The following is a 14,616-nucleotide window of genomic DNA, read 5'->3' as shown; positions in this document are numbered from 1 at the left end:
ATCTTGGTTTCTTATTGCTTCCAGTACGGGTTCTGAACAATATTGGGATTTGCATTCAACACCGCCTGGGAAACAGGCCAGTAGATGCCCCCGCGATCGATCAGGTCATTGAACGCCGGATCATTCCGTTTGATCTTATTGTACCGCACCAGGTCATACCAACGCCAGCCTTCTCCCAGGAGCTCTCTTCTTCTTTCCGCAAAAACTTCGCTGAGCACATCCATACCGGGAGTATAGATCACCCCCTCTATATTCCGGTTTGCCCGGAGCGTATTTACCCGTTGCAATGCATCTTCTCCTCTTCCCAATATGACCAGCGCCTCTGCATTCAGTAATGCGATCTCTTCCAGCCGGGTAAAGACAATCGAAGAATTATATACCGCAAACTGACCGGATCCGCTACCACCGGCCACTACCCTTATCTTTTTGAATACAGGAATAGCCGAAGAGTAATTTTCGAAATACGCTTCTGTCGGCAAGCCGTTGTCCGGATTAAAACCAAACCGGGCGTCATTACCGTTAGCCCGGGGAAACAGCACCGAGATGCTGTCCTTTGGTACATAAATATCGGGCAACTGCTTCGACATCGGGAACTTGGTGGTATTGGCCAGTGTCAGCTGCTCAATATGCCCTGAAGTGCTGGACTCTCCGCGCTCATAGATAAAATTGAAGCCAATCATCTGGTTCCAGCTCACTTCAGAGGTACTAAAAAGAAACAGATCTTCTGTAAGCTCACTTGTACTTACCGTTGTCAACCTGGCCTTGCTCGCATTGTCCAGTACAAACTGTGAATAAACCGCTACATCCACATAATTGCCCTGCAGTGCTGCGATATGCGCCAGGATGGCATAAACGGATAGTTTTCCCAGTAATGTGTTCTTCCAGTCGGCAGAGGCATTGCCATAATAAAACGGAGGAAATACCAGATCCGGGTCTGTGATGGAGTACTGGTAGGGCAACCGTTGGGATGCCTCCAGCAATTCGTTCTTTGCAAAGCTCAATACCGTGTTTTTATCGGTGCGTGGCAATGCTTTAAAATCGCCTTCGCCGGTAGACGTGATCAGCGGAACATCGCCCCAGGTCCTTACCAGCATATAATAGGCAAATGCGCGGATAGCTCGTGCCTGTGCCACATCCAGCTTGTAATAAGATTCCGTATAACGCGTATCTGCCAGGCATCCCTTCGCGCGGTCTATAAAAATATTCGCTGCATTAATGATGGCATAAAACCGGCGCCAGTCGCTTACGTCATTGATCAGTGGAAAAGAAGCATTCAGGTTGCCGCTCACCACGGCTTTCAGGTCCGGACGGCTCACTGCCTGAAAATCGCCATTACGCAACTCGCCCAGGATCCAGTATCCGTTATTATCTGCCAATGCTGCCCGGAATAACCCATACATACCGATCAGACCTGCCCGGGCATCTTCATACCGCGTCCAGTGGTTTTCTTCAGAGGCCTGCCGGGTAGAAGGCACCTCTAATTGTTTGTTACAGGCGCTCATCAGCACAGTTCCGAAAACGGCTACAATAAAAGATACCTGTATATAAAAAATCCGTTTCATAAATTATCTTTTGATAATAAGATTTTGAACATTCATTATTAGAAATCAAGCTTCAATCCAACGATCAGCGACCGGGGAAGCGGCAGTCCGTATCCATTGTAAATGCCATTGTAATTTGCCAATTCAGGATCATCGCCCTTAAAGGGGGAAAGCGTTAAAAGGTTGGTTCCCGTCAGGTATATGAGGCATTTGTCAAATGTTGTTTTAGTACCACCTTTGCTCAGGTCATATCCTACTGAAACGGAACGCAGCTTCAGGTAGGAAGCATTATCCAAGAACAGGTTCTGGTCAATCCTGTAAGGCACCACGCTGCTCCACGGATTGTAAATGGGATAGCCGGTCAGATCCTGTTTTTCTTCCCAAAACGTAATTTCCTTAACCGAATTGATGTTGTTGTTGGCCTCTGTATTGATAAAATCCAGCCGTGAAGAAGCGTACTGATTCAGCACCTTTCTGCCCAGCGCAAAGTAGCATTGGAAATCCAGCGAAAAACTGTGGTAGGTAAAGCCGCTTCCAAAGCCCCCGCTGATCTTTGGCAGGTAGTTCCCCTGCAGGGTTTTATCGTCATCATTGATGATATAATCTCCGTTAACATCCAGCCAGCGCGGATCGCCGGCTTTCAGGGCAACGCCCTTATAGGTAATGGGTTTGCTTGTAGAAGGGTTCACCGGTACTTCGGCATCCGTATTATATACCCCATTGTTTGTCAGCAGCCAGAATGCATCTACGGGTTTCCCGATCTCGAGCTTGGTGGCTCCGATCGTAACCTCGCTCAATCCATCCGGCAGGCCTGCCAGTTTATTTTTATTGTAATTCAGGTTGCCTGTAAACAGCCAGCTGAACGCATTTTCCTTTGCCGGGAATATCACCGCCGATAACGAAAGATCCAGACCTGTATTGCTTACTTCCAAACCGCTTTTATAGGCACCGGTGTATCCCCATTCGGAAGCTACGGGAACCGGCAGCAACATATCCTTATCCGATTTTTTATATACATCCAGCCCCAGCATCAGGCGGTCAGCCAGCAATCCCAGCCGCACACCGGCATTCAGCTGATCGGTATAGGCCCAGGGTATGCCGTATCCTACCCATCCGGAAGTATAAGGTCGCGACAGGCCGCCTAAACCCGCATAGGATCCGAAGGTCGGCTCATTGGTAAATCCCATATCCACGCGGTAGGCGGGGCCGGCATTAAAGCGGTCATCGCTTAGCAATTTGCCGATATGTCCCCAGGATGCCGTTACCAGGAAGGAGCTTAGCTGCCCCGCGTCTGCCAGCAGCGATCTTTTCAGATCCCATTCTACGCCTGCAGAATAGTTGGTAAACCACCGTTGGTCTGGCTGCATATTGGAGGAGCCTTCGCGACTCACAACAGCATTCAGCTTCAACTTCTCGTTATAAGAATACACCGCATTCCCAAAAAATGATACCAGCCTTGAGCGCATCTTTCCGGGAAAATAATTTACAAGGATCCCCCTGGGGGTCAGATAATCTGCTTTGTTCGGATCGCCGGTCACCACGTTGATCTTGGTAAAATCATTGGGTGTATTGTTGGCGTAAGCATAATCGTATTTATATACATCCGATACGAAATTCTGCCCTCCTTTTAAAGTAAGGGTACCTGTAGCACCCACATAAAAATCGTACGCTACGCTGTTGGTGATCGCCAGCCGTTGATTGTATCCGAAATAGTTCGATACGAAGTTATTTCCTTCCAGCAGGGTCGTGGGCCAGAACACATCACGGATACCCTCATTATAATCAAACCCGAGCCTTCCGGAGTAGGTAAGTTGCTCGGTTGGTTTAGCGGCAATAGCAATGTACCCCTGCACCAGGTTGTTGGTATTCTTATCAAACGCATCATTGAATTGCGACAGGTAGGCGCCATACAATGCGCTGTTGGGTGTAAGCGGGTTGGTAAGATCCGGAATATAGCGCTGCTCTGCCAGACGGTCCCGGATATTCCTGTTGCGGTCGCGGTCCTGCCGGGTATACCCCAGCATGCTGGACATCATCAGCCATTTTACAGGTGCCACATTGATAAAGAAAGAGCCGTTATAGCGTGTAAAGGAAGTTTTATCAGCAGGGTTTGCATTCTTAGTAAGACCACCCAGAAAACGGAAATTCGCCCGGTCAGATCCTCCGCTGATGCTGGCATCCAGGTTATAAAGCGGCACATTGTCGTAATACAGATCGGCCCAATCTGCCGGACCATAATAATCCCGGTTTGTGGAATCGCGCAGGTACGGCGGGTAGTTTAACCGGTCTTCCAGGGTACCAAACCGGTTGTAAAACGGTTGCCGGAACTGGTTTTCCCGGGCAGCATTGGTAGCAAAAACATCAGGCTGCAGCGCATAGCCAAAATAACTGTTGACGTTGATCTTCCGTTCTCCGGACCGGGCGTTCTTTGTAGTGATCCAGATCGCACCATTGGCAGCCATAGAACCCAGCGAAGACAGGGTAACCGGGTCTTTGATCACCTCAATAGATTCAATATTGTCCTGGTTCAGACTGGCCAGCAGGTTGGTAGCAGGCCCTTCCCGGTTGAAATCATACTTTTGTATCTCGTAAATGAACGGGTTGTCCTGGATAATCGGAATCCCGTTTACGAATATGGCAGGCTGCTGATCAAACAGCTCTCTTTTACTCAGCAGGGGGGAGGAAATACCACGGATAAAGATGTTCTGCTCCGTTCCCGGCTCCCCGCTTGGTTCCTGTATATATACACCCGCTGCATTTCCCTTCAGCATCTGCTGTAGCGATACATACGGTTGCCGTTCCACATACTTTAGCGGGACTTCGTTAATGGAATGTCCTTTAAAAGAGGAAGCAACCTGTAACGGCGCAAGGCCGGTGGTTGGAACTACGGGTAATGTGTCCGTAATATCTGCAACCAGGGAGTCTTGTGCAGCAGCCGGAAGGCTCAGGACGATAAAAACCCCAAAGAAACTCCAGCTTCTTAAATACTTCAAACAATTGTTCACAGCCATTGAAAAAATTAGTTGGTTTCTAAATACTTTTTCCTTGAATCATACAAAAACCTTCCCCTATCAAAATGCACATACATTTTGAAAAAAACAATCTACGCTCCTTACTAAAAACCCGACGTGTCTCTGTTCATTGAATTGCTCTCAATTATCGCAGCGCAATACTTTCACTTTCGGAACAGCTAATCATTAGTAAAAATCAATCTCTCTATTTTATTTTGTTATTGTTTTATTAAAAAACCAATAACGAGGCTAAGATATAGGGACAAATTATATAATCAAAGAAAAATGATGCGCAAACGTTTGTCCAATTAAAAAATTTACAGGAATTATTTTTATGCAACCGTTTGCGCGATGCCTTTTGGAAGTTGCTGTGCCTCAAACTGTTTTCTACGGATACCGATACCTTCACCTGCATTTCTGCAAAACTGATTTTGCAATATTTTTCCGAGTATTTAATCGATAAAGCAACCAGACCTAGAGCAGGAGCGCAGGCCTTCATTTTTGAGAAAATATCCGCAACAGCGTCGTACTGCATCCAGGGAAAAAGTTTGTACCAATCATTCGCCTTCGCACTTCCATTTACTATTTTTTTATCGGTTCCTTCAGCATTTTGCTCAGGAATTCCGGAGTGATGCCAATGTAGGAAGCGACAAATTTTTGAGGAAGGCAGGTGATCAGCGAGGGATATTGACGGCAGAAGCTGGTATAGCGTTCTTTGGCAGTAAGGCTTAATGAATCGATCAGCCGGTGCTGGTGCGTGGCAATGGACCGCTCAGAAAGGATACGGAAGAAACGGTCGAGCGATGCGACCTCCCGGTAAAGCCGCTCCAGGTCGGGAATGCTGATCAAAATGATCTCGCTTTCATCAACGGCATCAATATTCAATGAAGCGGGCGTTTGTTCCAGCATGCTGCGCATGTCGCTGATCCACCAGCCGGGCGGTGCAAACTGAAGGATATGCTCAAAACCATTTTCATCCACCGAATAGCTTCTCAAACATCCGTTTACCACAAACACCAGATAGCGCTGCACATCGCCTTCCTGAAGAAAGAACTGTTTCTTCTTCATTTGTTTTACCAGGCAAACCTCCGTCAGCCTTTCTTCTTCCGCTGCCGTCAGTGTTACGTGTTTCTTAATACGTTCCAACAGGAATTGCGTTGCCGTGATCATATTTTTTTTATTTTATTAGCAAGTAGTGAAAAGTTTTGAAGTAAAAACACCGTCCCCTCTCAACATTCTAGTCTTAACATTTCACTCCAACTTTTCACCCCTAAAATCTCCCCCTCAATATCCCATCAGCTCCTCCACCGCCTGCTCCAGCCGTTGCTTTGCCAGAAAGTTCTTTTCCAGCTCCACATTGAACGGCACGGGTGTATCTAATGAAGCGCAGCGTAAAACCGGCGCATCCAGCATGTTAAAACAATGTTCCCCGATCCATGCGGCAACCTCTGCCCCCACGCCACCGGTAAGCGTATCTTCATGCAGCACCAGCACCTTTCCGGTTCTCTTTACAGAGGTCCGGATCGCCTCATAGTCCAATGGCAGCAAGCTCCGCAGGTCCAGTATCTCCAGGGAGATCTCCGGATGCGCCGCAGCGTAATCTTCCGCCCAGATCACCCCCATCCCATACGTAATGATCGCTACATCTTCACCGCCCCGGACCCACCGGGCTTTGCCGATCTCCACGGCATACGGTTCACCGGGCACAGGGCCGCTGATACTCCGGTACAATGCCTTGTGCTCAAAAAACAATACCGGATTCGGATCTTCGATCGCTGCCATCAGCAACCCCTTTGCATCTGCAGGTGTGGACGGATACACCACTTTCAGTCCGGGTGTATGTGCAAACCAGGCTTCATTGCTCTGGCTGTGAAAAGGACCGGCCCCTACCCCGGCGCCCGTGGGCATGCGAATGACCACATTGGCCGGTTGCCCCCAGCGGTAATGGGTCTTGGCCAGGTTGTTCACGATCTGGTTAAAGCCCATGGATACAAAATCGGCAAACTGCATTTCCACCACGGCGCGCTTCCCTTCCAGACAGAGGCCCAGTGCAGCTCCCACAACAGCACTTTCGCAAATGGGAGTGTTCCGGATCCGCTCTTTCCCAAAAACAGCCGCCAGTCCCTCTGTTACTTTAAAGGCCCCGCCATATTCTGCAATATCCTGACCCATTACCACAAGGCCCTCATTCCTTTCCAGACTTTGAAACAATCCCTCCCGTATAGCCTCCACAAACCGCTGCTCCGTAGCCGGCATTCCGTTGGTATCCGTTGTCAAACCGGCAGTACCGGCTATGGCGTAAACAGATCTCAGCTCCTCCGCCGTATCGATCGTCAGCAGGCTGCCCTCTTCCGCTTTTGCCAGTTCCTCTTCGATCTGTTGCTTCAGTGCCCTCCGGATGGCTATTGCTTTATCTTCCGTAAGCAGTTCTTCTTTTAGGAGCTGCTGTTCATATTGCGCAACCGGATCTTTTTGCGCCCATAGAGTAAAGAGCTCCGGGGGCACATATTTGGTTCCGCTGGCCTCTTCATGCCCGCGCATCCGGAAGGTCATACATTCCACTAAATAGGGCTTTTGATACCGGATGCAGTATTCGCGTACACCTTTGATGGTATCATAAACAGCGAGCAGGTCATTTCCGTCGATGGTGACACCTTCCATCCCATATCCCCGGGCCTTTTCTGCAATGGAAAGGCACCGGAACTGTTCCTGAACGGGCGTGCTCAATGCATACCCGTTATTCTCTACCAGAAAGATCACCGGCAGGTCCCATACAGCCGCTACATTCAACGCTTCATGAAAATCACCCTCACTGGTACCGCCTTCACCACTGAAGGCAAGTACCGCCCTGGATTCTTTTTTTAGCCGGTAAGCCAGCGCAGCACCAGCGGCAACCGCCAGCTGGGGCCCCAGGTGGGAGATCATGCCACAGATAGAATGTTCCCGGCTTCCAAAATGAAAACTCCGTTCCCGGCCTTTTGAATACCCCTCCTGCATGCCCTGCCATTGCATAAACAACCGGCTCAGGGGCATATTGCGTGCCGTAAATACTCCCAGGTTCCTGTGCAGGGGCATGATCCACTCATCCGGCTGCATGGCCAGTGTGGCCCCAACGGCAATCGCTTCCTGGCCAACGCCGCTGAACCATTTACTGATCTTTCCCTGCCGGAGCAGGATGAGCATCTTTTCCTCGATCAGCCGCGGGTAAAGCAATTGCCGGTACATTTCCTGCAACTGATCTGTACCCAGGCCTTTCCGATCCATTGTCATACTACAAACCTAACGAATCGTTTTCATTTTTTGACCAAAGGCCACAGCGTCAACGTTGTAAATAAACCTGCACTCGTGCACACAGCAATATGCTGTAAGAAATTTAATTTACAGCTTCCTTTCCATTCGTACGTGTATGTAATTGTAAAAATCGCCGGGTCACACTCTAAAAATAAAAATGCTTTCGATGACCGCGCTAAAAGATCATTATATTCAAGGCGGTCAAGGTCTAACACTTCTTTAAGGAGTAGCATTACGGTGGATCAATAATGGCTCAGCCCCAAACGCTTCAGCCAAGAATGAGGTGGTCTTTTCAATGATCACTCTCCATAATTACTCCTTTTCACACCCGGGGGGTGGAGCGGGTGCCCAAAAGCATCGGGCAAAAATACATTTGTATTCTTTCCGGTAAGGTTTTATATACCGTTCAGATACTGCAATGCTTCAGCGGATTGTTAAACGTGATATCGGAAAAAACCAGCCCCGGTTTTCTAAATCAGGAGGATTCATTTTTGTTGTTTCCTGATGCCCTCTCAGCCGGCGTTGGCTTCCGTACCCAATTATTACTATATGGTTTAAAAACATTTTTTCTAAAAAAATCTGCGATCGAAATTTTGCGATCCATATAATCGGCAAGAACCCTGAATGTCCTTTTGTTTTCTTTTTTCAAAACCAATAAAGCAGCATTAGATCCGGCTTTTACGGCAATGGGCACCCCTCCGCCTAATTCAGCCCAGTGCCCTCCAAGTAGTACATTCTTAATGGGCGTTCGATAATGTGCCACCTTATTTTTCATATTCGCCATTCCGGGTTTGGCGCCCATCATGCTTCCATTTTTATTTCCGGTATAGCGCCAATGGGTAATGGGTGTAGCCACTTCGTAAAATAAAATATGGGAGCGCAGCCCCGGCGCTATTATGCGCTCCACATGTTGTATGATCGCTTCTGCAATTTCAGTTTTTAGCTGCCGGTATGCTTCTGTGCGGACACGGCCACCTTTTTCATCTTTTACGGTATGCCAGTACTCATTATCATCCATGTATGCGGGTGCATAAATAGTAAGTGTTCCCTTCCCCTCCGGGGCCAGCGACTGATCTCTTACCGAAGGCGCAATAATGGATATTTCCGATAGAAAAGGCGCTGATTTAGTATGATCGGTATTTTTACCGACCCCTGAAGAAAGATGCAGCAATTCTTCGCTGAATCCCAAATGACCCGGACAGCAGTCCAACCCTATAGATATAGTAATAGAGCTGCTGTAAAGTTCTGCCTGTGTAAGTTTATTTCTAAATACCGAAGAAATCGTATTAGCAGGCAACATCTTATCATAGAGTGTTTCCACATCTATAGCGCCGATAATATATCTGGCATTTACAAGATATTCAATTCCCCTATGGGTGAATTTCACACCTTTTGCCAGTCCGCTTTCTAAGACTATGTTTTGCACCGTACAGTTAAAAAACATATCGTTTTTATAGTACAGAATGATATGTTTCAGCCATTCCGGTATTACCTGCCCCCCTCCTTCCGGCGGACTCTGGAAATCTTTGTAGTAAGCCCATCCTATTGGCGTAAGACAGCCTACAAGCTCCGTGTCTGCTGCAAAGACATCCTGCATTTTTTTTTGCTTAAAAAACTTACTCAACCCCTTTTGTAACCCCTTGGGTCCGGAAAATCGCAGATAGGGAATAAAAGCGAGTCCAAACTGCGCGAAAGCCATCGTTTTTTTAAGCCGCTCCCAATAACCCATGCTTTCTTCCGTTCTGAACACCCGATAGTATTTGTTAAATGCTGCCCCTATTTTTTTTGCTGTCTTAAAAAACCGCTCAACCCCTTCCCGGTCTTCAGGAAACTCACTGACCCATTGTTGTTTCAACTCATCAGGATTACAGGTTAATAAGTAATTATGATGCTCGCCGATATATCTTCTGATTTTTTTTTGGGTGACGGCTTTGGGATAATCGCTCCCAAGGATTGAAAATATCATGTCAACAACGCCACCGGCAGCACATTGATTGAGCCAGTGAATAGCCGTATCGAAACGGAACTCATTTCTGCGAAAACCCGCCAGGTAACCGCCGGCATGCGGCTCTTTTTCCAACACACAAACCGAGAGGCCAGCTTTGCTGAGCAATGATGCAGCCGTAAGGCCACCGATGCCGGCACCAATTACAACTACATCATAATCTGATTTAAGGGGGATAGGCATTTTTTATGCTAACATTACCTTGATTTCTTAAGTATCTCCGAGGAAAAAGCCGTAACTGGTTCAAATAGTATTACAGATATACTAAGTTAACGGATTTTCTATTTATCGCGTTCATAACTGGGAATTTTGGATGCATAACATTTTTATTCCTGGGGTGGCGCGTGAAGATCCCCGGGACCGCAGCCGCCCGCCCCTGATTCGTTTCCCCACGAATCAGAAGAATGTTATCTACCCGAAATGCTGGTAAAAGCCGGGGCTTTTACTCGTGACGTAAGGACCGCATTAAACAGACTTTTTTCTTCTATGGAGCACTTTTTAAAGTGCGCTAAACGGGTATTCTGCCAAGCGTAAAACGTTGTGCTGATTGTCACCCCGGGTCTGACACGAGGTGCTTTCTGTAAGGTTGATCATACGGTCTTCTACATCAACGTAAACTTTGTATCCCGGTCAACCGGCTGACTCAGCCCTATGCGCGCAACTTTAGCCCGATTGGAAGGAACCCATAAATCATAATCCGGCATAGCAGCCCGCCACACCAAAATTGGCTTACTGTTTGTCTTACTGGTATAAAAACCTATTTTTACTTTGACAATGGCAAACACTTTGATCACCGATTAAAACCTGCCGGACCCTGTACATGAAGAAGATCATAGCCACTCTGTTTTTGCTAAGCATACAATTTCCTGTTTTTGCGCAGGAAATATCTTCCGCAAGCCCCTATGATACGGCCTATTATGAGCGCTACAACCACCGGCTGACCCTGGGACCGCTCCTGGTGAAGAAGAACAGCGTCTACGCTACCCGCTCTAAAGACGGGGCATTCCCCTTAAAATATTCTACCAACAGCCCTACCCGGCTCGGTCTGTCCATCGGGTACGACTGGCTGTCGGTAAGCGGTTCTGTAGGATTGGGCACGCTGGATCCGGACTATAAGAAAGAAAAAGGGAAAACACGATCCGCTAATTTTCAGATGTCGGTAAACGGAAGATCCGTTTTGGGCGATCTTCATTTTCAGATCAACAAAGGATTTTACTTAAGGGGGCAGCAGGACCCTTCTTTTGCCAGTGGCCCTTATTATGTACGCCCCGATATGAAGACCCAGATCTTCGGCGCTACCATCCGTAAGATCCTGAACGGTGACCGGTTTTCGATAAAAGCGCCTTTTGTGTACGACAGCTGGCAGCAACGATCGGCCGGCTCCTTCCTGATCGGGGGAGAGTTTATTTACGGCAATGCGAAAGGCGATAGTGCTTTTGTGCCGGCAAACCTGTCACCCCTGTTCCCGAACGCATCCGTAAGATATATGCGCTACATCATGTTTGGCCCCACAGCCGGGTATGCGCATACGTTCGTTGTAAAACGGCATTTTTTTGTTACCGGTGTGGCTTCGGTTAACGGCGATGCGGCACAGACCTTCGAAAGAACGGTCAACAATGAACAGCGGACGCGGTGGTATTTCAGCCCCAACCTGAGCCTGAGAGGGGCGATCGGTTATAATACGGAGAAATGGGAACTCACCGGTTCTGTGATCTCCAACAGGTTCTTCATCGGCTCCAATGAAAAAGATGCCAACTATCAAAATTATTCTGACCAGTTCCGCCTGGTATACGTGCGGCGCATCTATGCGGGAAAAACCATTCCTGCCGTGATCAACTGGGGGCGCCGTGCCATCAATACCCTGGGATTTGGATGGCTGCTGGACTGACCTTCCGGGGCAATGTTGCGTTTCAAAAAAGATACGCGTTATTATTAAAAACTAATCATTATGCGAACAAGATTATTTTCCAGCGCGACCATTGCTTTATTGCTTTTAATAACAGCAGCTTCCTGTAAAAAAGAACAACAGCAAAAAGAGGAAAACGCTCCAATCACGATTCAGAAAAAGTTGGGAGTAATGCACTTATACAGAAGCAATATCAGCCAGGGCAGCCATAAAGTCATTCAGAACCAGGCAGAACTGAATACCCTGATTTCCGGGGAAGACCTGGACCGGTACCCGGATCTGAAAAATATTGATTTTACCCGGTATACCCTACTTCTCGGCAGCGACAGCTATTCGAATCGGGTAGCAGATATACAATACGATTTAATAAAAACTACAACGGTCCAATATGAATTCCGGGTCAATTTTGGCGGCCTGGCTACACAGCCAGAAGGAAAATTTGAATACGGTGCCCTTATAACAAAAGCACCCTCTTCTGTGAATATCTCCTTTGTGGCAACACCGTTATAGCAACGTTCACCGGACCGCCGGGCCGTCAATACCGGGATTCGCGTGGTTGCCGGACCGAAGGATAAGCCTTCAGCGGTCAGCTGTCAGGAATCAGCGTCATGTGTCAGCTTTCGATCAGAACCGAATGATCATGCTGATCATTATGCGGGAATAAACAAAGGCGCAGCGCGCCGGAAATTGTTGTAACCCGGGTGCGGCATAAATGGCCCCAATTAATTGGACAGTTATGCGATCGGCCGGGCCTCAAATCTGATCGTTGATTGCTAAAGGCTGATGCTGACAGCTGATCGCTAAACCACCGTCAGCTCGTAGAATGCCTCCGGGTGCAGGTATTTATTGGCCATTTCCTGAAGGTCCGCTGCCGTAACAGTTTTAATATTCTGTATGGATCGCTCAAAAAAGTCATCATTCAGGCCGTTCAGAATGATGTTCTTCCAGCGCCCGATAATATGGAATGGTCCATCCAGATCGCCCAGGATCGACCCCATCATAAAGTTCTTGACCAGCAGCAGCTCATCCGCATCAACCGGCTCCTCCCTCAGCAGGGTCATTTCCTTGTACACCTCTTCTATTGCTGCAGCGCTCACCTCCCTGCCGGCCTCGGTGGAGATCATCCACCCATTGTCATAACGGTTATTGAGCAAATAACTGTGAATGCCATAGGTATAGCCTTTTTCTTCCCGGATATTGGTCATCAACCGGCTTCCAAAATAGCCGCCAAATACAATATTCAATACCTGGCATTTTAAAAAATCAGGGTGATGCCGGTTAAAAAAAGGCCGGGCGATCCGTACCGAGCCCTGGTTGTTCTTTTCATCGTTGATGACCGTATGTTTTTTCCGGGTTGCCGGATGAATGCCGAATTCCTGGTTTTTTACCACGTTGTTGGGCAGATCTCCAAAATGCTGGTCCAATAACTGATCGATCTGTTCCGGCAGCCTTCCGGCAATAAATATCTTCAGGCTTCCGTTGCGGTAAAATGCTTCGTAAAAGGCCAGAAGGTCGGCTCTTGTCAGCAGGTCAAAATCTTCATGCCGGCTAAAGCGGCCATAGGGATGGTCTTCGCCAAAAAGATATACGTCTATCAGCCGCCCCGCCACAAAACTGCTTTTTTTCAGGTTCACATCCAGCTTCTGTTTCATATTCTGCACAGCAATTTCCATTTCCTTTTGCGGCAGGGTGCTTTCGGCAATGATCTCTTTTACAGCAGGTAATAACTCTTTAATATGTTTGGTAAGGCAATGCAGGCTGATCGTTGCTGTTTCCGCGTAACAGTTCCGGTTCAGATAGGCTCCATAATAGTCAAAGTATTCATTGATCTCATAAGCGCTTTTGGACCCGGTTCCGTTCTTTAGCAAATGATTGGTTACTGCCGCCTGAAGGTTTTTTTGTTCCTGCCAGTTTCCGGCATCAAATACCCATTCGATCTGTAACACATCTTCTGTTCCCGCATCGATGGCATATACCGTTACCCCGTTCCTCAGGGTGTATTTCTGGTACGGCTGCAACTGTAAATGAAAATTCACGGCATCCACAAAGGGAGGCACCACGGTTCTGTCCGGCATTGTATGACTTTTTAGACCGCAAATATACGGTTGAAGCCCTGACCGGCTCCTGAAATATCAAAAACAGGACGGATTACCGGGTGGCCTTCCGGTAAAGCCCGATCAAAAGATTGGTGATAAAAACCAGCTGAACTACGATCAGCGCTGCAATACTGCAAAGAAGCACCGCATTTACATCCTGAAAACCGGGCTCTGCTGTTTCGGCCGTATATCGGCGCGGCGGAGCAACCCTGCAAACAGATGCATACCATAAAAGAAAACAAAGGATCACCAAGGTGGCCAGGATGTGAAACCAGGTCAGTTTATTTGAAAAAAGGATCCGGTGGGTGGCAATATTCATCAGCCATAACAAAAAAAGGAAAAAAGCAGCGATCCCCAAAACATATCGTTGCGTGACCACAAACATGGTATCATACAGGTGAATATCTATCCAGTCTTTATTCCTGGTAAAAAGCCCGGCGACGAATAATAAAACGGCAGTCACCAGCAATAACACGAAGGGCATCCTCTTAAGCATGTCTTGATCGTTTTATGTTGCAAAGTTAATCACTTAAAAGATGCCGGCGTCCCACATTATCCTGCCATTTAAAATAAAGGGATATGATAGCGATCACCGGGACCTGGGCCTTTTATCAATAAAGTTGATCAGACCTTTTCAACAGATCCGCCCCGATGGCGGTTAAAAACCGGGATTTTACCGGCAGACGGTCCCTATAAGCCAGCGCTGTAAGGGCCTTATACCGGTAACATGGATCAGCAAAGCAGCATAAAGTAGCGGTCCTTCAAA

Annotated in this window: 9 protein-coding genes; 2 read left to right on the top strand and 7 right to left on the bottom strand. The window is 47.7% G+C overall.

Going from position 1 to position 14,616, the window contains the following annotated elements:
• Positions 1–11: 11 nt before the first annotated feature.
• From B160_RS0105830 to B160_RS0105805, 5 genes are all read right to left on the bottom strand, one after another.
• Positions 12–1,562, bottom strand: a complete 1,551-nt coding sequence (locus tag B160_RS0105830; protein WP_018626948.1) for a RagB/SusD family nutrient uptake outer membrane protein — start codon at positions 1,560–1,562, stop codon at positions 12–14.
• 38 nt (positions 1,563–1,600) lie between these two features.
• Complete coding sequence (locus tag B160_RS28500) at positions 1,601–4,552, bottom strand: SusC/RagA family TonB-linked outer membrane protein (protein WP_018626947.1); 2,952 nt, start codon at positions 4,550–4,552, stop codon at positions 1,601–1,603.
• Between the two features lie 582 nt (positions 4,553–5,134).
• Positions 5,135–5,722: a Crp/Fnr family transcriptional regulator gene (locus B160_RS0105815; RefSeq protein ID WP_018626945.1), complete on the bottom strand. Its 588-nt coding sequence runs from the start codon at positions 5,720–5,722 to the stop codon at positions 5,135–5,137.
• Between the two features lie 114 nt (positions 5,723–5,836).
• Positions 5,837–7,816 carry an alpha-ketoacid dehydrogenase subunit alpha/beta gene (locus B160_RS0105810; RefSeq protein WP_018626944.1) on the bottom strand — a complete coding sequence of 660 codons (1,980 nt, stop codon included), beginning with the start codon at positions 7,814–7,816 and terminating at the stop codon, positions 5,837–5,839.
• Positions 7,817–8,318: 502 nt separating this feature from the next.
• Positions 8,319–10,031: a phytoene desaturase family protein gene (locus B160_RS0105805; protein WP_018626943.1), complete on the bottom strand. Its 1,713-nt coding sequence runs from the start codon at positions 10,029–10,031 to the stop codon at positions 8,319–8,321.
• A 637-nt stretch (positions 10,032–10,668) separates the two neighbouring features.
• On the opposite strand from B160_RS0105805, the gene B160_RS0105795 reads away from it, so the two are divergent.
• Both B160_RS0105795 and B160_RS0105790 read left to right on the top strand, forming a co-directional pair.
• Positions 10,669–11,736 (top strand): DUF4421 family protein, encoded by a 1,068-nt coding sequence (locus tag B160_RS0105795; RefSeq protein WP_018626941.1) that lies wholly within the window; start codon positions 10,669–10,671, stop codon positions 11,734–11,736.
• A 60-nt stretch (positions 11,737–11,796) separates the two neighbouring features.
• Positions 11,797–12,264 carry a hypothetical protein gene (locus tag B160_RS0105790; protein ID WP_018626940.1) on the top strand — a complete coding sequence of 156 codons (468 nt, stop codon included), beginning with the start codon at positions 11,797–11,799 and terminating at the stop codon, positions 12,262–12,264.
• Between the two features lie 290 nt (positions 12,265–12,554).
• Here B160_RS0105790 and B160_RS0105785 read toward each other — a convergent pair whose 3' ends face one another.
• On the bottom strand, positions 12,555–13,829 hold the full coding sequence (locus tag B160_RS0105785; protein WP_018626939.1) for a M16 family metallopeptidase: 1,275 nt from the start codon (positions 13,827–13,829) through the stop codon (positions 12,555–12,557).
• A 73-nt stretch (positions 13,830–13,902) separates the two neighbouring features.
• Positions 13,903–14,346 (bottom strand): hypothetical protein, encoded by a 444-nt coding sequence (locus tag B160_RS0105780; RefSeq protein WP_018626938.1) that lies wholly within the window; start codon positions 14,344–14,346, stop codon positions 13,903–13,905.
• Positions 14,347–14,616: the final 270 nt, after the last annotated feature.

Source organism: Niabella aurantiaca DSM 17617 (genome assembly GCF_000374125.1).
Lineage (GTDB): Bacteria > Bacteroidota > Bacteroidia > Chitinophagales > Chitinophagaceae > Niabella > Niabella aurantiaca.
This window is presented reverse-complemented; position numbering and strand designations above follow the sequence as displayed.

What these genes read in the sequence shown, in the direction of transcription:
- B160_RS0105795 (WP_018626941.1), top strand. Translation starts at nt 10,669, where the DNA reads ATGAAGAAGATCATAGCCACTCTGTTTTTGCTAAGCATACAATTTCCT.
- B160_RS0105810 (WP_018626944.1), bottom strand. Translation starts at nt 7,816, where the DNA reads ATGGATCGGAAAGGCCTGGGTACAGATCAGTTGCAGGAAATGTACCGG.
- B160_RS0105790 (WP_018626940.1), top strand. Translation starts at nt 11,797, where the DNA reads ATGCGAACAAGATTATTTTCCAGCGCGACCATTGCTTTATTGCTTTTA.
- B160_RS0105805 (WP_018626943.1), bottom strand. Translation starts at nt 10,031, where the DNA reads ATGCCTATCCCCCTTAAATCAGATTATGATGTAGTTGTAATTGGTGCC.
- B160_RS0105785 (WP_018626939.1), bottom strand. Translation starts at nt 13,829, where the DNA reads ATGCCGGACAGAACCGTGGTGCCTCCCTTTGTGGATGCCGTGAATTTT.
- B160_RS0105815 (WP_018626945.1), bottom strand. Translation starts at nt 5,722, where the DNA reads ATGATCACGGCAACGCAATTCCTGTTGGAACGTATTAAGAAACACGTA.
- B160_RS0105780 (WP_018626938.1), bottom strand. Translation starts at nt 14,346, where the DNA reads ATGCTTAAGAGGATGCCCTTCGTGTTATTGCTGGTGACTGCCGTTTTA.
- B160_RS28500 (WP_018626947.1), bottom strand. Translation starts at nt 4,552, where the DNA reads ATGGCTGTGAACAATTGTTTGAAGTATTTAAGAAGCTGGAGTTTCTTT.
- B160_RS0105830 (WP_018626948.1), bottom strand. Translation starts at nt 1,562, where the DNA reads ATGAAACGGATTTTTTATATACAGGTATCTTTTATTGTAGCCGTTTTC.